At 73.1% G+C, this 21,743-nt stretch carries 22 protein-coding genes; 11 read left to right on the top strand and 11 right to left on the bottom strand.

Annotated elements, in window-relative coordinates; genetic code table 11:
* Positions 1-81 precede the first annotated feature (81 nt).
* The 3 genes from D1J63_RS21040 (at position 82) to D1J63_RS21030 (ending at position 2,166) form a co-directional block, all read left to right on the top strand.
* Positions 82-717, top strand: a complete 636-nt coding sequence (locus D1J63_RS21040; protein ID WP_102928061.1) for a TetR family transcriptional regulator — start codon at positions 82-84, stop codon at positions 715-717.
* 318 nt (positions 718-1,035) lie between these two features.
* Positions 1,036-1,461: a pyridoxamine 5'-phosphate oxidase family protein gene (locus D1J63_RS21035; protein WP_125630773.1), complete on the top strand. Its 426-nt coding sequence runs from the start codon at positions 1,036-1,038 to the stop codon at positions 1,459-1,461.
* Between the two features lie 36 nt (positions 1,462-1,497).
* Entirely contained in the window at positions 1,498-2,166 is a 669-nt protein-coding gene (locus D1J63_RS21030; protein ID WP_125630770.1) for a pyridoxal 5'-phosphate synthase, read from the top strand.
* Between the two features lie 7 nt (positions 2,167-2,173).
* Here the strand turns inward: D1J63_RS21030 and D1J63_RS21025 are convergent, their stop codons facing one another.
* Positions 2,174-2,791, bottom strand: a complete 618-nt coding sequence (locus D1J63_RS21025; RefSeq protein WP_125630768.1) for a GNAT family N-acetyltransferase — start codon at positions 2,789-2,791, stop codon at positions 2,174-2,176.
* Positions 2,792-2,890: 99 nt separating this feature from the next.
* Here D1J63_RS21025 and D1J63_RS21020 point away from each other — a divergent pair, with 99 nt between their 5' ends.
* Positions 2,891-4,096: an NAD(P)/FAD-dependent oxidoreductase gene (locus D1J63_RS21020; protein WP_125630766.1), complete on the top strand. Its 1,206-nt coding sequence runs from the start codon at positions 2,891-2,893 to the stop codon at positions 4,094-4,096.
* Here D1J63_RS21020 and D1J63_RS21015 read toward each other — a convergent pair.
* A complete protein-coding gene (locus tag D1J63_RS21015; protein WP_125630764.1) occupies positions 4,093-4,980 on the bottom strand; it encodes a hypothetical protein in 888 nt (295 codons plus the stop codon). The genes D1J63_RS21020 and D1J63_RS21015 overlap by 4 nt on opposite strands.
* A gap of 20 nt (positions 4,981-5,000) precedes the next feature.
* On the bottom strand, positions 5,001-6,311 hold the full coding sequence (locus D1J63_RS21010) for an MFS transporter (RefSeq protein WP_125630762.1): 1,311 nt from the start codon (positions 6,309-6,311) through the stop codon (positions 5,001-5,003).
* A 71-nt stretch (positions 6,312-6,382) separates the two neighbouring features.
* Between D1J63_RS21010 and D1J63_RS21005 the strand changes: the two genes are divergently transcribed.
* Positions 6,383-7,417 (top strand): helix-turn-helix domain-containing protein, encoded by a 1,035-nt coding sequence (locus D1J63_RS21005; protein ID WP_125630760.1) that lies wholly within the window; start codon positions 6,383-6,385, stop codon positions 7,415-7,417.
* 304 nt (positions 7,418-7,721) lie between these two features.
* Here the strand turns inward: D1J63_RS21005 and D1J63_RS21000 are convergent, their stop codons facing one another.
* The 3 genes from D1J63_RS21000 to D1J63_RS20985 all read right to left on the bottom strand — a co-directional run bounded on the left by D1J63_RS21000 (position 7,722) and on the right by D1J63_RS20985 (position 9,644).
* Complete coding sequence (locus D1J63_RS21000) at positions 7,722-8,195, bottom strand: ATP-binding protein (protein WP_164713205.1); 474 nt, start codon at positions 8,193-8,195, stop codon at positions 7,722-7,724.
* Positions 8,196-8,694: 499 nt separating this feature from the next.
* Entirely contained in the window at positions 8,695-9,207 is a 513-nt protein-coding gene (locus D1J63_RS20990; RefSeq protein WP_125630756.1) for an EF-hand domain-containing protein, read from the bottom strand.
* Between the two features lie 56 nt (positions 9,208-9,263).
* Complete coding sequence (locus tag D1J63_RS20985) at positions 9,264-9,644, bottom strand: STAS domain-containing protein (protein ID WP_007388697.1); 381 nt, start codon at positions 9,642-9,644, stop codon at positions 9,264-9,266.
* A 319-nt stretch (positions 9,645-9,963) separates the two neighbouring features.
* Here D1J63_RS20985 and D1J63_RS20980 point away from each other — a divergent pair, with 319 nt between their 5' ends.
* Positions 9,964-10,557: a sigma-70 family RNA polymerase sigma factor gene (locus tag D1J63_RS20980; RefSeq protein ID WP_102927499.1), complete on the top strand. Its 594-nt coding sequence runs from the start codon at positions 9,964-9,966 to the stop codon at positions 10,555-10,557.
* Complete coding sequence (locus tag D1J63_RS20975) at positions 10,554-11,831, top strand: maleylpyruvate isomerase N-terminal domain-containing protein (RefSeq protein WP_125630754.1); 1,278 nt, start codon at positions 10,554-10,556, stop codon at positions 11,829-11,831. The genes D1J63_RS20980 and D1J63_RS20975 overlap by 4 nt, the downstream gene beginning before the upstream one ends.
* 46 nt (positions 11,832-11,877) lie before the next feature.
* Here the strand turns inward: D1J63_RS20975 and D1J63_RS20970 are convergent, their stop codons facing one another.
* The gene (locus D1J63_RS20970; RefSeq protein WP_125630752.1) at positions 11,878-12,612 is read right to left on the bottom strand and encodes a helix-turn-helix domain-containing protein; all 735 of its coding nucleotides are present in this window, start codon (positions 12,610-12,612) and stop codon (positions 11,878-11,880) included.
* 224 nt (positions 12,613-12,836) lie between these two features.
* Here D1J63_RS20970 and D1J63_RS20965 point away from each other — a divergent pair, with 224 nt between their 5' ends.
* From D1J63_RS20965 to D1J63_RS20955, 3 genes are read left to right on the top strand one after another with little or no spacing between them, the layout of a single operon-like run.
* Positions 12,837-13,502 (top strand): DUF4097 family beta strand repeat-containing protein, encoded by a 666-nt coding sequence (locus D1J63_RS20965; RefSeq protein WP_125630750.1) that lies wholly within the window; start codon positions 12,837-12,839, stop codon positions 13,500-13,502.
* Positions 13,503-13,514: 12 nt separating this feature from the next.
* Entirely contained in the window at positions 13,515-14,480 is a 966-nt protein-coding gene (locus tag D1J63_RS20960) for an ATP-binding cassette domain-containing protein (RefSeq protein WP_125630748.1), read from the top strand.
* Positions 14,477-15,262, top strand: a complete 786-nt coding sequence (locus D1J63_RS20955) for an ABC transporter permease (RefSeq protein ID WP_125630746.1) — start codon at positions 14,477-14,479, stop codon at positions 15,260-15,262. The genes D1J63_RS20960 and D1J63_RS20955 overlap by 4 nt, the downstream gene beginning before the upstream one ends.
* 57 nt (positions 15,263-15,319) lie before the next feature.
* Here the strand turns inward: D1J63_RS20955 and purU are convergent, their stop codons facing one another.
* The gene (gene purU / locus D1J63_RS20950; RefSeq protein WP_125630744.1) at positions 15,320-16,213 is read right to left on the bottom strand and encodes a formyltetrahydrofolate deformylase; all 894 of its coding nucleotides are present in this window, start codon (positions 16,211-16,213) and stop codon (positions 15,320-15,322) included.
* Between the two features lie 47 nt (positions 16,214-16,260).
* Positions 16,261-16,761: a hypothetical protein gene (locus D1J63_RS20945; RefSeq protein WP_061444143.1), complete on the bottom strand. Its 501-nt coding sequence runs from the start codon at positions 16,759-16,761 to the stop codon at positions 16,261-16,263.
* A gap of 116 nt (positions 16,762-16,877) precedes the next feature.
* On the opposite strand from D1J63_RS20945, the gene D1J63_RS20940 reads away from it, so the two are divergent.
* Complete coding sequence (locus tag D1J63_RS20940; RefSeq protein WP_125630742.1) at positions 16,878-18,194, top strand: ABC transporter substrate-binding protein; 1,317 nt, start codon at positions 16,878-16,880, stop codon at positions 18,192-18,194.
* 30 nt (positions 18,195-18,224) lie between these two features.
* Here the strand turns inward: D1J63_RS20940 and D1J63_RS20935 are convergent, their stop codons facing one another.
* Both D1J63_RS20935 and D1J63_RS20930 read right to left on the bottom strand, forming a co-directional pair.
* A complete protein-coding gene (locus D1J63_RS20935) occupies positions 18,225-19,916 on the bottom strand; it encodes a hypothetical protein (protein WP_164712907.1) in 1,692 nt (563 codons plus the stop codon).
* A gap of 201 nt (positions 19,917-20,117) precedes the next feature.
* Positions 20,118-21,503, bottom strand: a complete 1,386-nt coding sequence (locus tag D1J63_RS20930; RefSeq protein ID WP_125630740.1) for a transcriptional regulator — start codon at positions 21,501-21,503, stop codon at positions 20,118-20,120.
* Positions 21,504-21,743 lie beyond the last annotated feature (240 nt).

The following is a 21,743-nucleotide window of genomic DNA, read 5'->3' as shown; positions in this document are numbered from 1 at the left end:
TTCTCGCTCCCGCACCCCATTTGCAGTCGGCCGAATCGCGCTCGGATCACCCGTCGGTAAGCTGACGGCATGACAGGACAAGTGCGTACCGTCGACGGCCGCGTGGCCGGTCGACGTGGGCAGGCGACCCGGCAGAAACTGCTCGACTGCCTCAGCGAAATGCTCAGCTCCTCCCCCTATCGCGATGTCAAAGTCATCGATGTCGCCCGCAGGGCGGGCACCTCGCCCGCGACCTTCTACCAGTACTTTCCGGACGTCGAGGGCGCCGTCCTGGAGATCGCCGAGCGCATGGCGGCGGAGAGTTCCTCGCTGGCCGAACTGACGGCGGGCCGCTCCTGGGTCGGCAAGGCCGGCTGGCAGACCGCACAGGAACTCGTCGACGGATTCCTGGAGTTCTGGCGGAAGAACGACGCGATTCTGCGCGTGGTGGATCTCGGTGCGGCGGAGGGCGACAAGCGGTTCGCCAAAATCCGCATGAAGATCCTGAATTCGGTGAATTCATCCCTCACGGATTCCGTCGCCGATCTCCAGGCAAAGGGCAAGGTCGACAAGGACGTGAACCCCGCGGCGATCGCCGGGTCACTCGTCGTCATGCTCGCGGCCGCCGCATCGCACCAGAAGGGGTTCTCCTCCTGGGGCGTGAAACAGGCGGAACTCAAGCCCCATCTCGCCCTGTTGACCTATCTCGGCATCACCGGAAAGAAGCCCGTCAAGTAGGACACCGCGCGGCAGCCTGTCATCTCCGCCCGCCGCGTCGCCGCCCGCCGCACCCCTGGCCCTCCGCCGCGTCTCCGGCCGCCGGCCGCGCCTCCAGCCCCTTCCCTTTCCTCAGCCTCGTCGGCCGCCCGCTCGAACTCGGCGACCGTGCCCCGGCCCTCCGGCCGCACCGGCACGCTGTCCAGCGCCTCGAAGTTCAGCACCTCGAAGTTCAGCACCTCGTCGCCCACCTCTCGACGGCCCCGGACGGGGAACAGCCGCCTGCCCGGCCGACGTTGTGACCGGCATCCGTACCCGCACCCGCTGGAGGAGACCACCGTGGCCCTGACCCGCGAAGAGCGCGAGACGTTCCTGGCCGAGCCGCACATCGCCGCGCTCGCGGTCGACGCCGGAGCGGGACGCGCCCCGCTGACCGTGCCGATCTGGTACCAGTACGAGCCCGGCGGCGAGGCATGGATCATGACGGGCCTGGACAGCCGCAAGAACGAGCTGATCGGCAGGGCGGGCCGGTTCTCCCTGATGGTCGACCGCCTGGAGCCCACCGTCCGCTACGTGTCGGTGGAGGGGCCGGTCGTCGAGACGTTCGCCGCGACCGAGGCGCACCTGCGGGAGATGTCCGCGCGCTACCTCCCGGCCGAGAAGGTCGACGAGTACGTCGCCTTCTCCTCGGCGAACCACGGCGAGCAGGTCGTCGTCCGGATGCGGCCCGAACGCTGGCTCTCCTCCGACCTCGGCTCGGTGTGAGCCCCGGGCGCCCCTGACCGCAGGACAATCGGGGACATGGGAACCGATCTTCACGAGCTGCTGAGGTCACTGCGGGTGTGGGACCCCGAGGTCACCGAGCTGCCCCCGCTCGACCCGGCCGCCGCGCCCGGCGAACCGCTGGAGCTGTTCACCCGGTGGTTCGCCGAGGCGGTCGCGGCCGGCGAGCGCGAGCCGCACACGGTGTCGCTGGCCACGGCGGACGCCGAGGGGCTGCCGGACGCGCGCATCGTCATGCTGCACGGCGCCGACGCGGACGGCTGGGCCTTCGCCACCCACGCCGACAGCCGCAAGGGCCGCCACCTCTCCACCCGTCCGTACGCCGCGCTCGTCTTCTACTGGCCGGCGCTGGGCCGTCAGGTGCGGCTGCGCGGCCCGGTCGCCGTCGCCCCGGCCGAAGAGGCGTCGGCCGACCTGCACGCGCGCTCGACCGGCGCGCTGGCCGCCGCGCTCACCGGCCGGCAGAGCGCGGAGCTGGGCTCGACGGACGAGCTGGCCCGCGCCTCCGAGGCGGCCTGGGAGCGGGCCGGGCGGGAGCCGGACGCCCCGGTCCCGTCCTGGACGCTGTACCGGCTGCGCCCCGACGAGGTGGAGTTCTTCCAGGGCGAGGCCCGCCGGCGCCACGTACGGCTCGTCTACCGCCGGACCGGGGGCGGTGACTGGGACCGGCGGCTGCTGTGGCCGTGAACCGCGCTCACCGCGAGCCCGGCGCTGCCGGCTCCGCGTCCGTCGCCAGACGTGCGTGCAGGTGCACGTCCCGGAAGGCGTCGTGGCGGCCGGCCTGGAACATCGCCTCGCGCAGGGTCCCCTCGGCGCGGTAGCCGCTGCGCTCGGCGACCCGGCAGGAGGCTTCGTGCCCGGTCGCGTGGCCCAGTTCCAGGCGGTGGAGGCCGAGTTCCGCGTAGGCCCAGCGGGAGGCGAGGAGCAGGGCCCGGGTGGCGACCCCCCGGCCCCGGGCCTCGGGGAGCACCCAGTAGCCGACCCGGGCCGTCTTCAGCTGGGTGCTGATCTCGCCGAGGCCGATGTGCCCGAGCGTCGCACCGCTGTCCTCGTCCGTGATCCGGAACGAGGCCGACCTGCCGTCGGCCGCGTCGCGCGCCCGCGCCCGCAGCGACTCGCGGGCCCCGGCGAGGTCGGTCCACAGCTTGAGCGGGGTGTTCCAGCGCTGGAAGTCGGGATCGAGGTGGCCGCGCAGCCACGCTTCCGCGTCGGCGTCCGAGCCGGCGTCCCAGGCACGCAGACGCAGGCCGTGTCCGCGGGGTTCGGGACGGGAGAGGGAGGGGTCGAGGGTGTACATGCGTGTGTGGGCCATCCGGCCATTCAAGCCCACCGGTCCCAGTCGTGACCGATCCGCAACCGATTCCGGTCTTGACCGAGACCCATCAACCCGGTGCGCGATTACGCTCGCCGCATGGCCGACTCCACAGCGTCCGCTGAACCGCCGCAGCCCGTCCACCCCGCGGGCCGTCCCGTGTACGTCATAGGCGCCGGTCCCGGCGGTCTCGCCGTCGCCCACGCGCTGCGCGCCCGCGGTCTGCGGGCCGTGGTCCTGGAGCGGGCCGACCGGGTCGGTTCCTCCTGGCGGCGGCACTACGACCGGCTGCGGCTGCACACCACCCGCCGCCTGTCCTCGCTGCCCGGCCTGCCGATGCCGCGCCGCTTCGGGCGCTGGGTGGCCCGGGACGACGTGGTGCGGTACCTGGAGAAGTACGCCGAGTACCACCAGCTGGAGATCGTCACCGGTGTGGAGGTCTTCCGCGTCGAGCGCGCGCCCGACGGGGACGGCTGGCTGCTGCACGCCTCCGGGGGCCGGGAGCTGACCGGCGCGGCGGTGGTGGTGGCGACCGGTTACAACCACACCCCGCGGCTGCCGGACTGGCCCGGACGGGACACCTACACCGGCGAGTTCCGGCACGCCGCCGAGTACCGCGCCCCAGCCCCGTACGCCGGCCGGGACGTCCTGGTCGTCGGGGTGGGCAACACGGGCGCCGAGATCGCCGTGGACCTGGTGGAGGGCGGGGCCGCCCGGGTCCGGCTCTCGGTGCGCACGGCGCCGCACATCGTCCGCCGCTCGACGGCCGGGTGGGCCGCCCAGTACAACGGCGTCCTGGTCCGGCGCCTGCCGGCCGCGCTCGCCGACCGGCTCGCCCGGCCGCTGGCCAGGATCAGCACGCCCGACCTGTCGGCCCACGGGCTGCCCCGCCCGGAGACCGGCCTGCTCACCCGGGCCGCCCAGGGCGCCATCCCGGTGCAGGACGTCGGCCTCATCGACGCGGTGCGGGCCGGCCGGGTGGAGGTCGTGGCCGCCGTGGAGGGCTTCGAGGACGGCAAGGCGGTCCTCGCCGACGGCACCCGCATCGCCCCGGACACGGTGATCGCGGCCACGGGATACCGGCGGGGCCTGGAGGGCCTGGTCGGCCACCTCGGCGTCCTCGACGGCACCGGGCGCCCGGTCGTGCACGGGGGCCGTGCACCGGCCGGCGCACCCGGCCTGTACTTCACGGGGTTCACCAACCCCATCAGCGGGATGCTCCGCGAGCTGGCCCTCGACGCCGGGCGGATCGCGGGGGCGGTGGCGAAGCGGCAGGCGGGGCGGGTGTCGCGGATGCCGGGCTAGCGGGTGAGGATGAGCACGTCATCGGCGTCCGGGTCGCCGAGTTGCACGAAGAGTTCGGGGTCCTGCTCGGTGCCGCCGATCGTCCAGTACGTCTCCTGGCCGCACTCGCCGTCGGGACGCAGGAGGACGCCGTCGCGGTCGGTGTTCATGAACTCGTCGTCCCGTTCGAGCGTCCACGTGCCCGTTCCGTCGCACACCGGGAAGCCGCCCCACTCGTCGTCGCCCCCTCGGGACGGCAGGCGGGTCAGCCGGGCCTCTCCGCCCGGTGCCAGCCGCAGCACGCTCCCGTGCGCGCCGTGCCAGGTCCCGGTGAGCTGCCGGGCGGACAGCCGAGGGGGTTCGTAGTCGTCGGCCAGGACCGCGGCCGGTATTCCGCACCCGACGAAGAGGACGAAGCTCGCGACCGCCGAACCGATCCAGACCCTCCGGCCCCGCCACGACCGTCCGCGCAGGCGGTCGAGGACCAGTACCGGCAGGACGCCGGCCCCGGTGAACCACGGGAGGGTGTCGCCGAGCGGCCATCCCCACAGCACCCGTCCCAGCACCGCCCAGGCGGCGCCGATCAGTACGGACAGGGCCAGGTGCCAGGCCCACTCCGGGCCGCGAAGGGCACCGGGCCGCAGGCCGGCCAGGGCAGCCGCGGGCGTGATCTGCAAGGTCGAGTGAACGAGCCCGAGCAGCGGCAGCGCCAGCGGCACGCAGCAGATGCCCAGGTAGGCGCCGCCCACGTACCCGTAGTCGTCCCTGCCCGCCTCCATGGCGAACCACCACGCCAGCCACACGAGCGGCAGCTGTCCCGCGCACAGCGCGGTCGCCCGGTTCCAGTCGTCGTTCGGCCGGACGGGCCGCCGTTCACCGGGACCCGCCGTCTTCCCCCACCCCATTCCCGCAGCCTAAGACCTGCTCATGACAGCGCGGCCACCGGCGTCGCCCGGCGCCGGATCACCAGCGCCATCAGCGCCGCCGCCGCGCACAGTGCCCCGGAGGCGACCCACACCACGTCGTACGAGCCGAAGCGGTCGCGGGCCACGCCGCCCAGGAAGGCGACGAGGGCGGCGCCCACCTGGTGGGAGGCGAGCACCCAGCCGAAGACGATCGCGCTGTCGTCGCCGTAGTGCTCGCGGCACAGCGCGAGGGTGGGCGGGACGGTGGCGACCCAGTCGAGGCCGTAGAAGACGATGAAGAAGACCATCGGCGGGTGGACGCTCGGCGCGAGCAGCATGGGGAGGAAGAGGAGGGAGACGCCGCGCAGGGCGTAGTAGACGGCGAGCAGGCGGCGCGGCTCGAAGCGGTCGGTGAACCAGCCGGAGGCGATCGTGCCGGCCACGTCGAACACCCCGATGACGGCGAGCAGCGAGGCGGCGGCGGTGATCGGCATGCCGTGGTCGTGGGCGGCCGGCACGAAGTGGGTCTGGATCAGGCCGTTGGTGGAGGCGCCGCAGATCGCGAAGGTGCCGGCCAGCAGCCAGAACGGGCCGGTGCGGACGGCGGAGAACAGGACCGTCAGGGCGCGCCGGGCGGCGCCGGGGACGGGGGCGGGCTTGGGCACGAACTCCGTCGCGCCGTACGGCTTCTGGCCGACGTCGGCCGGGTGGTCGTGCAGCAGGAGCCAGACGAAGGGGACGACGGCCAGGGCGGCGAGGGCGACGGTGACGGCCGCCGGGCGCCAGTCGTACGTCTCGACGATCCAGGACAGCAGCGGCAGGAAGATCAGCTGGCCGGAGGCGGAGGCGGCGGTGAGGACGCCGGTGACCAGGCCGCGCCGCTCGGTGAACCAGCGGTTGGTCACGGTGGCGGCGAAGGCCAGGGCCATCGAGCCGGAGCCGAGGCCGACCAGCAGGCCCCAGCAGAGGATGAGCTGCCAGGCGGAGTCCATCCACACGGTCAGGCCGGAACCGAGCGCGATCACCATCAGGGCGACGGCGACGACCCGCCGGATGCCGAAGCGGTCCATCAGCGCGGCGGCGAAGGGGGCGGTCAGCCCGTAGAGGGCCAGGTTGACGGAGACCGCGGCGCCGATGGTGCCGCGCGACCAGCCGAAGTCGTCGTGGAGCGGGTCGATGAGGATGCCGGGCAGGGAGCGGAAGGCGGCGGCCCCGATGATCGTCACGAACGTGACGGCGGCGACCCACCAGGCGCGGTGCACGCGCCGGCGGCGGGGGGCCGGCTCCCGCCGGTCCTCGGTTACTGCGGTGGCGTCGGTTGTCTGGGTCACGTCACTGAGTCTCCGCAGCGGACGACGTACGGACGAGTGGCCCGGAGGACATGGTTCGCTAGGATCGGGCCATGACTTCCGGCCCCGGCGACACCTCCGGCACGTCCGCTCCCTCCGGCCGCCCGCACCGCGTCGTGGTCCTCGCCCTGGACGGCCTGCTCCCCTTCGAGCTGGGCATCGCGCCGCGCATCTTCGGTCTCGCCCGCGACGAGCGGAGGCGTCCGCTGTACGAGGTGATCACCTGCTCGGTCCGGCCGCCGGGCCCCGTCGACACGGACGCGGACTTCGCGATCATGGTCGAGAACGGCCCCGAGGCGCTGGCCACCGCCGACACGGTCGTGGTCCCCGCCTCCTACGAGCTGGGCCCGGTCTACCAGGAGGGCGTGCTGACCGGGGAGTTGGCCGCCGCCCTGGCCCACGTGCGGCCCGGCACCCGACTCGTCGCGATCTGCACGGGCGGGTTCGTGCTGGCCGCCGCCGGGTACCTCGACGGCCGCCCGGCGACCACGCACTGGGCCTCGGCCGAGCACTTCCAGCGGCTGTTCCCGAAGGTCCGGGTGGACGCCGACGTGCTGTTCGTCGACGACGGCGACGTGCTCACCTCGGCGGGGGTCGCGGCGGGGATCGACCTGTGCGTGCACATCGTGCGCCGCGACCACGGCACCGCCGTGGCCAACGAGGTGGCCCGGCGCACCGTGGTGCCGCCGCACCGGGACGGCGGGCAGGCGCAGTTCATCGAGCGGCCGGTGCCCGATCCGCAGCAGTCGTCCACGACGGCCGCCCGCGCCTGGGCGCTCGGCCGTCTGCACGAGCCGATCCAGCTGCGGGACATGGCCGCCCAGGAGTCGATGTCGGTACGCACCTTCACCCGCCGTTTCCGCGAGGAGGTCGGCGTCAGCCCGGGCCAGTGGCTCACCCGGCAGCGCGTGGAACGGGCCCGGCACCTGCTGGAGTCCACCGCCCTGTCGGTCGACCGGGTGGCCCGGGACGCGGGGTTCGGAACGGCCCAGTCGATGCGGCAGCATCTGCAGGCCGCGCTCGGCGTCACGCCGACCGGGTACCGGCGGACCTTCCGCGCGGAGTTGTCCACAGCCTGTGGAGAATGAGCGGGATCCGTCCCGGACTCGTCGGCCGGCGGCGCGGCGTTGTCCGCCCCGAGCACGGCATCGCGCGCCGCCACCCGACTCCGGCGCTCCCGCCCGGCTCCCGTCGCCCCCGAGGGAACCGCCGCCGACACGACCCACGCTCGTCGAGGGCTTCCGTCACCGAGCCCTCGTCGTCCCCTCGCGGCGAATCGTGGCTACAAGCGTGAGGAAACGGTCACCATCCGTCAACCGGCGAGGAAGGTTTCCTCACTTGTGCACCGTTTCGCCGGGGACGCGCACGGAAGCACATCCCGGCGCACGGCCGTCACACGACCTCGAAGGCGAACCCCTCGTACGCCGCCGCGCCGCCGTTCCCGCACAGGGGTGCGGCGTCCTCGCCCCCGGAGGAGCGGTCCAGCTCGCACCAGATGCGCTTGCCGGTGCCCTCCCTGCTCCAGCCCCACCGGTCGGCGAGGCCGTCCACGAGGGCGAGGCCCCGGCCGCCCGTCGCCTCGCCGCCCGCACAACGGGGCACCGGGGCACGGTCGCTGGCGTCGTCCACCTCGAGGCGGACGGTGGCCTCCTTGGTCTCCTCGGTCACCGCACCCGGCAGCACCAGCCGCAGCACCGCCGAACGCCCGGTGTGGACCACGGCGTTGGTGACGAGTTCGGAGACGAGCAGGACCAGCGTCTCGGCGAGGGGTTCGTCGGCCCGTATCCCCGACCCGGCCAGGCGTGAGCGCGCCCAGCGCCGGGCGCGCCCCACTTCCGAGGGGTCTGGACGGACCTCCAGCTGCACTTGAAGCACCTGCACCGCTCACACCATCCGAACCGGCGGACACAAAGGCTCGCGCCTCATGAGGGCCACGATCGTAGCCATTTCCAGCATGGCCAGAACAACGGCCGGGGCGGGGATCACCGAACGTGAATCCCTTGTGGAACAGCATGGTTGACGGACAGTCACGTCAACAAGCGCTTCGGGCATATTCCAGCGCGAAGGAGTACCCGTGCGCCATACTGTGCGACGCACATTCCGGGGAGTCGAACAGGCGGCGGCCGACGGCCGTTCCACCCTGCGGGGCAAGGCGCACACCGTCGGATCCGGAGCCGCCCCAGGGGCAACTCCGGCACGGCTGGCGCTCGGGACCACTCGCATCCCACACAAGGTACCGGAGCGTGGCACCGACTCCGGGCCGTAACGGGTCACACGGCGGACACAACCCGGTATCAACGCTCCGTGACGCGGTTCTGCCACGATCCGTGACACGCACCGCGCGGGGCCTCGCGGGCGAGTGCCGTCACTCGGGCACGGTGAACCAGCGGGCGAAGGCCGGGACGACCTCCGCCTCCCCCACCCTGCCGTCGCCGTCCGTGTCGAGCGCGGCGGCGACCGGTCCGGCGACGTCCCCGGGCACACCGAACGCGGTCAGCGCCCGCGCGGCGTCCGCGACGGTGACCGTGCCGTCGTCGGCGGTGCCGGCGACGGCGAGGGCGGCATGCAGGAAGGGGCGGGCGATCTCGGCGAACCGGTCCGGCTTGTCGCGCAGCCGCTTGACCGCCCCGGTGACGAACTCCTCCAGGGTGATGCGCTGGTCGCCGTCCCGGTCGGCGATGCCGGCCAGGCCCTGCCAGAGCGCCTCCGCTCCGCCGTACAGCGCCTGCCCCTTGTCGGAGCGGGCGGCGACGCCGAACTCGGCGAGCAGGGCCTTGGCCGCCCCGCTGAAGTCGGAACGGTCGATGTGGCCGTTGCCGTCCTGGTCGAAGGTGGTGAACCGGGCGGCGATCCTGCGCTCGTACTCGCTGTTGACCATGGCTCTCTCCGGCCGTCTCACGTCGGTGTCGGGTACGTCCCGCCCGGAGCGTACGCCTACGCGGACAGGGGGCGCGGCTCGTCCCCGGTCGCCGAGGCGAGGTCGGGGTGGCAGTCGAAGAGCCGGCGCACGCCCAGCGCACCGAGGACGCGGTTGACGTGGGAGCCGTCGACGGCTCCCTGGGCGGGCAGTATCAGGCGCAGCCTGCCCTGGCAGGAGCGGATGAGCCGACGGGAGGCGATGAGGACGCCGACCCCGCTGGAGTCGCAGAAGAGGACCTCGGACAGGTCAAGGACGAGGCTGTGCCGCCCCTCCGCGACCTCGTCGTGCACGCGCTGCCGCAGCACCGGTGACGTCACCAGGTCAAGCTCGCCCGACACCTGGAGCACGGCCCACCGGCCCCGCTCGCCGCCGGTCACGTTGAACGTCACCACCATGCCCTTCATCCGTCGGAACGCCTGGATTCACCCGAAACGGAAGCCATACTTACGCTTCTTGGCGGCGCGCCTGCCCACCGGCCGTTCCCGCAAACGCCGGGGCGGAAACGGAGACCGGCCAGAAGAGGCTTGTTTCAGACGCTTTCGATCCTGTTCGATCGATTTCGGTCGCACGATAGAGGGTAGTGGAGGCGCATATCACCTCCGGCCGGCCGGGGGCGCGCATTGGAGCAAAGGGGCGTGCGCTGTCGGACGTGCCGACTACATTCGGGGAGAGGGTGGCCGCAGGCTGGGTCCGAGGAGGGGGTGGAGGAACGGCATGGCGAAGAGGGACGTGCCACTGCGCTGGGACCGCAAGATGCAGCAGCGGCTCGCGCGCGGCGAGGCCGCCGCCCTGGGCGAGCTGTACGACCGGTTCGCCTCGCTGGTGCACGGCCTGGCGCACCGCGTGCTCGACGACGAGCGGGCCGCCGACCACATCACGCGCGACGTCTTCGCGCACGTCTGGGAGCACCCCGACACCTACGACCCCCGGCAGGGCCCGCTGCGCACCTGGGTCGCCACGCTCACCCACCGATTCGCCGTCCAGCGGCTGCGCGCCACCGAGACGGCGGCACTGGTCCGGGGCGGGCCGGGCACCGCGGAGGAGCTGGAGAGCAAGGTGCGGCACGCCTCGGTCGCCGCCCGCGCCGACTACATCGTCCAGTCCATGCCGGCCCCGCTGCGCGCCGCCCTCGAGCTGGCGTACTTCCAGCGCCGCGACTACCGCCAGACCGCCGCCGACCTCGGCGTCACGGAGGACGAGGCCCGCCGCCGCCTCCGCCTGGGCCTCCAGCTCCTGTCCACGGCCCGCGACGCCGGCACCGCCCCGCACCCACCCGCGGCACCGCCCGGATACGGGGGTGCGGCATGAAGGCGTACGACGAGGACGACGGTAACGACGAGCAGGACACGCAGGACGACCGGGAAACCCGGGACACGCAGGGAAACGACGGCGACACCGGCACCGGAGCGCGTATCCCGCTGCCCCGTGCCTCCGTCGAGGACGGTGGGCGGGCGCTGCCCGACCCGGCGCCGGCCGCGCTGGAGCACCAGGTGCTGACGTCGCTGCTCGGGGCGTGGGCGCTGGCGGCCTGCTCGGCGCAGGAGGCGGCGGCCGTCGAGGCGCACCTCGGGGAGTGCGACGCCTGCGCCGACGAGGCGCTGCGCCTGCGCGAGGCGGTCACGCTGCTCCAGCGGCCGGAGAGCCTCGATCTGGACCCCGCCCTGCGCACCCGGGTCCTGGACGGCTGCCTGGAGCGGCGCCCGCCCCGCATCCCGGTGCCCGAGTGGGCCGCCCCCTACGACGCCGAGACCGCCCGCCTGGACGCGCTGCTCCAGGACTTCGGGGACGCCGAGTGGCACGCCCCGGTCCGGCTGCGCTGGTTCGAGGACGACGGCGCCGCGAGTCGGCGCACCACCGTCGCCGGGGTGATCGCGCACCTGATGACGGTCGACGGGACGGTCGCTGCCGCGCTGGGCCTCGACGACCCGCTGGGCGAGATCACGGCGCCCGGCCAGGCACCGGCCGCCCGCACGGAGGCGTACTGGCGGGCCTCGCACTACCCGCCCACCCGGGCGGTGCGGGCGCCCTGGCGCGAGCAGAGCCATGACATCGTCCGGACGGTGGCGTTCACCGGCGACTCGGGCGGGATGCCGGTCTCCTACGGCGACTTCGAGCTGCCGCTGCGGGACGCGATGCTGGACCGGGCGTTCGAGTGCTGGGTGCACGCGGAGGACATCGCCGAAGCGGTGGACTACCCGTACGAGCCGCCGTCCGCGCGCCACCTCAACGGCATGATCGACCTCGCGGCCCGGATGCTGCCGGGTGTCCTGGCGGCCCGCCGCCGGGCCGGTCTGGCCGCGCCCGGCGACCGTCCGCACCTGGTCGCCGCGGGCGAGCCGGGACGCAGCCTGCGGCTGGAGATCGAGGGTTCGGGCGGCGGCGAGTGGCTCATCCCGCTGGACTCGCCCGGCGCGGTGGGCTCCGCCGATCACGAGGTGGCCCATGTCGCCCTGGACGGCGTGGAGTTCTGCCGGCTGGCGGCGGGCCACGTGCCTCCGGCGGAGGCGGCGGCCGGTCAGGTGGGCGACCGCGAGGCGATCAGGGACGTCCTGTTCGCTGCGGCCTGCCTGAGCCGGATGTAGGCGCGAGCCCCGTCGGCCGCACCCGCGGCGCCCGTCCGGCCCGGGCTCATCCCTCCCCGTCCGGGGGCACGGCGGGGGCCGTGTGCAGGACCTCACGGGCCTGGTCGGCGGCGCGGACGATGCTCTCGGAGATGTGGTCGAGGAAACGGGCGATGTTCTCCAGACGCTCGGCGGCCGGGGTGCCGGACCCCAGGACGGCCACGCCCTGGCGCGCGGTTTCGGCCACCTGCAGGGTCCCCCGGGCGCTGGCGATCATGGACTGGTACCAGACGTCGTCGTCGATGACGTAGCGCTCGCGGCGGGACTCGTCGCGTTCCCGGCGGACGAGTCCCTGCTCGTCGAGGAAGGCGACCGCCTTGGAGACGGACGCCGGGCTGACCTGGAGGCGCCGGACGAGTTCGGACGCGGTGAGGCTGCCGGTGTCGCTGACGCAGAGGCACGCCATCACCCGGGCCATCATCTTCGGCGTGCCCTGCTGTATGAAGACGGTGGTCAGCGTCTCCTCGTACTCGCGCACGGCCTCGGCGTCCCGCCCGTGGGCCGGCGGGGTCGCCGCCCCGCCGCGGGGGGCCGCCTGCCTGCGCCGGTGGGCGCGGCGCTCGGTGGCCCGGTGGGCGAGGTCGGCGCGGTACGCCGTGGGGCCGCCGTTGCGCATCACCTCGCGCGTGACCGTCGAGGTGGGGCGGTCCAGGCGCCTGGCGATCTCCGCGTAGGCGAGGCCGTCGGCCAGCCCCAGGGCGATCTGCTGACGTTCCTGCTGAGTGAGCCTGCCTCCCGGCATCGTGATCTCCTTCGCGCTCTCCTGATGCCCGGACCATAGCGTTCACTCCCAGTCCATTGCAACGCAAGCCCGCCCGTCGTTGCGTTACTTCCTGGACCGTTGCAACGAAATTATAGCTTTGAGCTGCTCTTTTTAACTTCCGTCGCAACAAAGTTGTTGATGCTTCCGTGAACGCAACGTAGCGTTTCTCATGTCAGAAACCGCGACGAACACAGGAGAGCACCATGCAGACCTTCGACACCACCGCCCCGATCTCCGCCGTCCTCGACGTCCCCGCGGGCCGCGTCCAGATCATCGCCGCCGACCGGGCCGACACCACGGTCGAGGTGCTGCCCTCGGACGCCTCGAAGGGACGTGACGTGACGGCGGCCGAGCAGACCCGGGTGGAGTTCGGCGACGGCGTCCTGCGGATCGAGGTCCCGGAGAAGAACCAGTTCATGGGCGCCTCCGGCTCCGTCGAGGTGACGGTCCGGCTGCCCGCCGGCTCCCGCGTCGAGGCCAGGACGGCGGCCGCCGAGTTCCGCGGCGTCGGACGGCTCGGCGACGTCGCCCACGAGGGCGCGCAGGGCCCGGTCAAGCTCGACGAGGCCGCGAGCGCCCGCCTCACCACCGCCGCCGGCGACATCTCGGTCGGCCGGCTGGACGGGCCCGCCGAGATCAGCGTCCAGAAGGGCGACATCCGGATCGCCGAAGCCGTACGGGGCGCGCTCGTGCTGCGCACCCGCTCCGGCGACATCACGGTCGGCGCCGCCGCCGGGGTCTCCGCCGCCCTGGACTCCGGCACCGGACACGGCCGCGTCCACAACGCGCTGAAGAACGCCGACGGCACCCCCGCCCTGACCATCCACGCGACCACCGACCACGGCGACATCACCGCCCGCAGCCTCTGAGGAGCAGCAGCCATGACCGACCTGGCCATCGCGGCGAACGGACTGCGCAAGTCCTACGGCGACAAGACCGTCCTCGACGGTGTCGACCTGGCCGTCCCCGAAGGAACGATCTTCTCCCTGCTCGGCCCGAACGGCGCCGGCAAGACCACCGCCGTCAAGATCCTCTCCACCCTCGTGACCGCCGACGCCGGTGACATCCGCGTCGGCGGGCACGACCTCGCCGCCGCCCCGCAGGACGTGCGGGGCGCGATCGGTGTCACCGGTCAGTTCTCGGCCGTGGACGGTCTGATCACCGGCGAGGAGAACATGCTCCTCATGGCGGACCTGCACCTGATCCCCCGGCGAGAGGGCCGGCGGGTCGCGGCCGAGTTGCTGGAGCGCTTCGGTCTCACCGAGGCCGCGAGGAAGCCCGCGTCCACCTACTCCGGCGGCATGAAGCGCCGCCTCGACATCGCCATGACCCTGGTCGGTGACCCCAGGATCATCTTCCTCGACGAGCCCACCACGGGCCTGGACCCGCGCTCCCGCCACACCATGTGGCAGATCATCCGCGAACTCGTCACGAGCGGCGTCACCGTCTTCCTCACCACCCAGTACCTGGAAGAAGCCGACGAACTCGCCGACCGCATCGCCGTCCTCCACGACGGAAGAATCGCCGCCGAAGGCACCGCCGACGAACTCAAACGACTCGTCCCCGGCGGACACGTCCGGCTCCGCTTCACCGACCCGGACACCTACCGCGCCGCCGCCACCGCACTGCCCGCCGGCACCGCCGACGACGAGGCACTGGCCCTGCAGATCCCCAGCGACGGCAGCCAGCGCGCCCTGCGCACCGTCCTCGACCACCTGGACGACGCGGGCGTCGAGGCCGACGAACTCACCGTCCACACACCCGACCTCGACGACGTCTTCTTCGCCCTCACCGACGGCGCAGGCGCCCCCGCCCGGACCGACCAGTTGAAGGAGACCGTCCGATGAGCAACCTCTCCCTCGCCGTGCGCGACTCGTCCACGATGCTGCGCCGCAACCTCCTGCACGCCCGGCGCTACCCCTCCCTCACCCTCAACCTGCTGCTCACGCCGGTCATGCTGCTGCTGCTCTTCGTCTACGTCTTCGGCGACGCGATGAGCGCCGGCATCGGCGGCGGCGACCGCTCCGACTACGTCGCCTACCTCGTGCCGGGCCTGCTCCTGATGACCATCGGGTCCACCACGATCGGCACCGCCGTCTCCGTCTCCAACGACATGACCGAGGGGATCATCGCCCGCTTCCGGACCATGGCCATCCACCGCGGCTCCGTGCTCGTGGGGCACGTGATCGGCAGCGTGGTGCAGTCGATCATGAGCGTGGTCCTCGTCGGCGCCGTCGGCGTGGCCATCGGCTTCCGCTCCTCGGACGCCACCGTCCTGGAGTGGCTGGCCGCCTTCGGGCTCGTGGTGCTCTTCACGCTGGCGATGACCTGGATCGCCGTCGGGATGGGCCTGGTCAGCCCGAACGCGGAGGCCGCAAGCAACAACGCGCTGCCGCTGATCTTCCTGCCGCTGATCTCCAGCACCTTCGTGCCCATCGACGCCATGCCGGGCTGGTTCCAGCCGATCGCCGAGTACCAGCCGTTCACGCCGGCCATCGAGACCCTGCGCGGCCTGCTCCTCGGCACCGGGATCGGCCACAACGGCTGGCTCGCCCTCGGCTGGTGCCTCGCCCTGACCGCGCTCGGCTACGTCTGGTCGACCTCGAAGTTCAACAGCGACCCGAAGTGACCGGAGTGACCACCGAGCCCCTGCGTCTTCGCCCGGAGCCTGTCGGACGGACAGGTTCTAGGCGAAGACGACCGTGCGTCGGCCGTTCAGCAGGATCCTCCGCTCCGCGTGCCACTTCACGGCCCGGGCCAGCGCCTGGCACTCCACGTCCCGTCCGATCGCCACCAGCTGGTCCGGGGTGACGTCGTGGCCGACCCGCTCGACCTCCTGCTCGATGATCGGCCCCTCGTCGAGGTCGGCCGTCACGTAGTGCGCGGTCGCGCCGATCAGCTTCACACCCCGGGCGTGCGCCTGGTGGTACGGCTTCGCGCCCTTGAAGCTCGGCAGGAAGGAGTGGTGGATGTTGATGATCCGGCCGCTGAGCTTCTTGCACAGGTCGTCCGAGAGGACCTGCATGTAGCGGGCCAGCACGACGAGTTCGACGTTCTCCTCGCGCACGATCTCCAGGACCCTGGCCTCGGCCTCCGGCTTGGTGTCCTTCGTCACGGGGATGTGGTGGAAGGGGATGTCGTAGGACCCCACCAGCTCGGCGAAGTCGGTGTGGTTGGACACCACGGCCGCGATCTCCACGGGCAGCGCGCCGATCCGCGCGCGGAAGAGCAGGTCGTTCAGGCAGTGTCCGAACTTGCTCACCATGAGCACGATGCGCATGCTGGCGTCGGCCCGGTTGATCTGCCAGTCCATGTGGAAGGCGTCGCCGATCGCGGTGAAGCTGGCGCGCAGCTTGTCCACCGTCACCGGCTCGCCGGCCGAGAAGTGGACCCGCATGAAGAACAGACCCGTGTCGTGGTCCCCGAACTGCTGACTGTCCTCGATGTTGCAGCCGGTCATGAACAGATAGCTCGACACGGCGTGCACGATGCCCTGCTTGTCGGGGCAGGACAGGGTGAGGACGTACTGGTCGGCCGGGGAGTCGGCCGCGGGGACGGCGGCGGAGGACTGCGCGTTCATGCTGCACAGGGTCCCATATCCGGCCCCTCCGCCCGCGTGCCGTCCCGTCAGGCGGACCGGGTCAAAATGCGCAGCACCTCGAGCGTGCGCGGCGCCGCCTCCGGGTCCTCGCCGTCGCTGGTGGCCAGCCGTACGTGCGCGTCGCGCGCCGCCCGTACCGCCTCCGGCCAGTCCGCGTGGTCCAGGTACGCGGTCACCGGTGCGTCCGGCCCGACCTGGTGCATGATCCGCAGGACCCGCAGCACGGCGGTGTCGACCAGCGCGGCCTCCTGCGAGTCGCGGAAGACCGTGCCCACGTACTTCTCGGCCGACCAGTGGTCCAGCCAGGTGTCCTCGACCAGGCGGTACACGGCGTCGGTGACGTCCCCGTAGCCGTCGACGCCGGCCAGCCAGACGTCCCGCTGGAAGGCGGGGGCGGAGAGCATGTGCAGCGCGGAGCGCACCTGACTGCGCCAGCGCCACCACGGCATGTCGTTGAGAGGCATGCCGCCCATGGTGGTGGAGCGACGGCCGCGACGGGAAGAGTTCTCCGAACCTTGCACGGTCATCGATCCTACGTTCCCCTCTCCCGCGTCCCGCCGGCCCCCGCAATTCACCTGTGCGTCACCACGCGTTGACCGCAGGTCACTCCCGGGTTGGCCGTGTGACGGAATCGTGCGGGCACATGACCGGCAGGCGACCCATCCGCAGCACTCCCCCCGGCGGCCCCCGCGGCCGCTCCCGGGCCACCCGTACCGGCGCCCTGACCGCGGGCGCGCTGGTGGCGTGCGCGGCACTCGCCGCCGGCTGCGGGGTCGTCCCCGGTGCCACGGGGGGCTCCGGGGACGACGGCCCGATCACCGTCATGACCTGGGCGCCGCAGGACACCGGCGCGACCAACAAGCCCGGGATGCCCGCGCTCGCCCAGGCCTACGCCCGCTCGGTCAACGCCCAGGGCGGGCTCGGCGGCCGCGAGCTCCGCGTCCTGACCTGCAACGACCACAACGACAGCGTGACCGCCGCGAAGTGCGCCCGCCGCGCCGTCAAGGAGGACGTGGTCGCCGTGGTGGGTTCCTACAGCCAGCACGCCGACTCGTTCTTCCCCGTCCTGGAGGGCGCCCGCATCCCGTACATCGGCGGATACGGCCTGACCAACACGGAGTTCACCAGTCCGCTGTCGTACCCGGTCAACGGGGGCCAGCCGGCGCTCCTGGCCGGGCTCGGCCGTGCGCTCGCCGACTCCTGCGGCCCGGTCACGCTGGTCCGGCCCGACACGATAGCGGGCGACCAGCTGGCCCCGCTGCTGGACTCGGGGCTGGTCTCGGGCGGGCACGAGCGGGCCCACGACCAGCGGGCGGCGGAGGACGCCACGGCCTACGACGACCAGGTCGGGCAGGCGCTGGCCCGGGAGGGCGGCGGCGGGGAGCCGGGGTGCGTGGTGCCCGTCCTCGGGGACCGCACCGGCACCTTCATGGACTCCTTCCGGCGCGCCCGCGAGGACCACCCCGGCGTACGGACCGCCACCGTGCTCGGCAGCGTCGACCAGACGACGGTCAACGCGAGCGGCGGGGCGTCCGGGCCCTACGAGGGGGCGTACGTCACCGGCTGGTACCCGGCGGTGGGCGATCCCGCCTGGGACGGGCTGAAGGAGCTGATCAAGGAGCAGGCGTTCGGCGACAACGACGTGGACGCGGCGGACGCCGGGGTGCAGACGACCTGGATCGCGTACACCGTGTTCAAGCAGGTCGTCGAGTCGCTCGGCGACGGCGAGGTGAGCGCCGACACGGTCCGGCGGGCCCTCGACGACGGTCTGGAGGTCGGCACGGGCGGGCTCACGCCCGACCTCCGGTGGACCTTCGCCGACAAGCTGGCCTCGGTCGGCTTCCCGCGTCTGGTCAACGCCGAGGTCACCCTCCAGGTCGTCCGGGAGGGCCGCCTGGCCTCGGCCCGCGAGGGCGCCGTGGACACCACCGGAACCCTGCGGGACGCGGACGTGGTCTGAAGCCCGTCCGGCGCGCCCGGGCCCGCCGCCTCACAACTGGGTCGGCTGGCGCTCGGTCAGGCCGTACTTCTTGGCGATGGCGTTCCAGAGCTTCGCGGCCTTGGCCTTCTCCTTGCTGGCCGTGCCGCTCGCCCGGTTGGCCGCCGACGGCTGGGTGGCGGCCTTGCCCTTCTTGCAGCCCTTCTTGCCGGCCGTCCGGTCGGCCCAGGCCGCGTAGTGGTTGTCGGCCGATGCCGAGGCCTGCCACGCCTTGGTGAGCGCGGTGGTCAGCTCGGTGTGCTGCGGCAGCTTGTCCACGGAGAGCTTGCCGAGGCTGTCCACCAGCCCGGTGCGCTGCTTGGCGGCCTCGCGCAGGTCCTTGGCCGCCTGGGACAGGTTGTCGCAGGTCTTCACGTCACCCACGGCGTTGATCACCGTGGTGCGGCCGGTGCCGCTCTCGGCGAGCAGCTTGTCCAGCTCGACGGCCTGCTGCTCGGCCGGGTCGGCGGACGGCGAGGCCGGGGCGGACGCGGACTCGGAGGCGGGGGCCGTGGCGGACACCGGCTGGTTGCCGCCCTTGTCCTCGTCCTTCCCCCCGCCGGCCATCATCGCGCCGGCGCCGACCCCGACGACGGCGATGCCCACGCCGACGGCCGCGATGAGCGGCAGCCGCGAGCCGGTACGACCGCCCCGGCCGCCGTCGTCACCGTTCCCGCGCCGCCTGCCGGTGCCACCGCCGCCGCCCGGGCCCTGCGGGACGTACCCGGACTGGCCGCCCGGGCCGGCGGGGTACTGCGCCTGGGGCTCGTCGAAGCGGGGCATCTGCTGGGTGGCCGAGGCCGGGCCGTCGGCGCCGGGCGCCCCGCGGAAGAGGTTGTCGAACTCGGCGGGCGGCTGACGCCCCTCGTCGGCACCGGGTCCGGCGCCGAACGGAGCACCGGCGGGGCCGCCGGGCACGGGCGCGATGAACTGCGTGGCCTCCGCGTCCGGGTTGGGTCCGGCGGCGGACGCCGCGGGCTGCGCGGGGTACTGCGGTGCCTGGCCGAGGTACTGGGTCGACTCGCCGGCGTGCGGCTGCACGGGTCTCTCCGGCGGCAGCGCACCCGGCCCCGCGGGCGGTATGTGCGGTATGTACTGGGTGGCGCCCTCGTCGGCGGACGCCCCGACCGGCGGGATGTACTGCGTGGCGCCCTCGTCGGCGGACGACATGGGCGCGGACGGCTGCGGCGCGACCGCCCCGCCGTACTGCTGGTGCTGCTCGTGATGCTGCTGGTGCTGCTGGTGTGGGTGCTGCTGGTGCTGCTGCCCGTACGGCGGCTGCGCACCGTAGGACGGGTCACCCGCCGGCGCCCCGTACGACGGGGGCGGCGCGCCCTCCGGCGGCAGCGGCCCGGGGCCGGCCTGCGGCGGCAGGGCCGCGGGGTGTCCGCCCGGGTCGCCCTGGGCGGGCGGCCAGGCCTGGGGGGCGGGCGGCGGAGGGGCCTGCGGATCGCCCCACGGCTGAGCGCCGGGCGGCGTGGGCCAGCCCTGGCCGGTGGACGGGGTCTGCTGCTGCTCGGGGCCCCAGGGCCGGTCCCAGGCCTGGCCGCCGGGCGGCGCCGAAGGGGGCGGACCGCCGGCCTGCGGGCCGACGGGGGCGTCCGCCAGCCCGGGCAGCAGGGGCTCGCCACCGTCCGAGGGCAGCACGATGCCTTCGTGCGCTTGCCGCGCCGAGGGCTCCTCGCCCTGTCCACTCTGCGTCACCGGGACTCCTACGAATGGGGGACCTTCGGAATCGTCGGCTCACGCTACCGGGTCCCCCGAGCCCACTGCCACGCCGCCCGGGGCGTCAACTCCTTCCCTGTGACGGCAGTAACAAAACCAGGCCCCATCACGCTGTTGATGTCCCTTTCCGCTCACCACGGCGCGGTGTCACGCCCGTTCACTCATCGGCGCCCCGTCCGCTCACGCGGCGGCCTGCAGGTCGAGCCGGGCTCCGAACTCCCTGACCACGGCTTCTTCCCGGTACGGCTCCAGCCGGGCCTGGAAGTCGTCCAGGTACTCGGCGCCCCGGTTCGAACGCAGCGTCTCCAGGAGTTCCACCGCCTTCGTCGCCGTGTTGCAGGCCTGTTCGATCTCGCGCTGCTGGACCTGTGCCGTGGCCAACAGCACATGGCCGATGGCCCTCCTGCGCGCGCGTGACGCGGGGTGCCCGTCCAGGGACTGCCGGGCGTAGCGGGCGGCCGCGTCCGCCTGGCCGAGGTCCCGGTGGCAGTGCGCCAACTCGTCGGCCAGGTAGGCGTCGTCGAAGTGCGCGATCCACACCGGGTCGTCGCCGGAGGCCGGATCGGCCGACTCCATCGCGCCGACCGCCCGCCCGGCCGCCTCGTGGGCCGCCCGTACGTCGCCGAGAAGCGCGTGGCCGCGGGCCTCGGCAGCGTGGAACATCGACTCCGCGCGCGGCGTGACCCGCCCGCGTGCGCCCTCCTGCGCCGCCCGCGCCAACTGGGCGATCTCGCGCGGGTTCCCGAGCTGCGCGGCGAGATGGCTCATGGAGGCGGCCAGCACGTACCCGCCGTAGCCGCGGTCCCCGGCCGCCTGCGCCAGCCGCAGCGACTGGATGTAGTACCGCTGCGCGAGCCCGGGTTGGCCGGTGTCGACGGCCATGTACCCGGCCAGCTCGGTCAGCCGGGCGACGGTGGCGAACAACTCCCGCCCGACCGCCTCCCGGTAGGAACCGGCCAGCAGCCCGGAGACGACGCTGTTCAGGTAGTGCACGAGGACCGGGCGCACGTGCCCGCTGCCGTACTGGTGGTCCAGGTCCGTCAGGGCCTGCGTCATCGCGCGCACCGCCGCCACGTCGGACTGGCCCACCCGCGGCCCCGCCGAACGCGACACCTGCGGGTCGGGGGCGGAGATCAGCCAGTCCCGGCTGGGCTCGACGAGCGCCGAGGCGGCGACGGAGGACCCGGACAGGAAGTCCCGGCGCCCCACGTCGCTGCGCCACAGCTCGCAGACCTGCTCGATGGCCCCCAGTACCGTCGGCGAGAACTGGAGGCCGACGCCGGACGCGAGGTTCTTGCCGTTGGCCATGCCGATCTCGTCGATCGTGACCGTACGGCCGAGCTTGCGTCCGAGCGCCTCGGCGATGATCGCCGGTGCCCGGCCCCGCGGTTGCTGACCGCGCAGCCAGCGGGCCACGGAGGTCTTGTCGTACCGCAGGTCGAGACCGTGCTCGACCCCGCACACGTTGACCCGGCGGGCGAGGCCCGCGTTCGAGCAGCCCGCTTCCTGAATGAGCGCCTGCAGTCGTTCGTTCGGCTGCCGCGCGACGAGCGGCCTTGCGGCCATGGCGTAACCCCCATGCGGTCTCATGCGGTCTCGATGCTGTCCCGGCGGATCGTCGGAGGAAACGGGACGGATCCGGCCATGAAGATCAATGCCCAGTCGAAGTGCCGACAATGCGAGACTTGCGAAGCTTGCGGTACTTACGCGGATTGCCGGGGTAACGGCCGGTGCCGGCCCCAGTGCTGGCTACCCAGCTCCCGCGCCGAATCCTCCTGCGCGCCCCCACCTGTGCACCCATGCGCC

The organism is Streptomyces sp. KPB2, assembly GCF_003950055.1.
Lineage (GTDB): Bacteria > Actinomycetota > Actinomycetes > Streptomycetales > Streptomycetaceae > Streptomyces > Streptomyces salinarius.
Note: the sequence above shows the minus strand (reverse complement) of the source record. Positions and strands in the feature narration are given on the sequence as shown.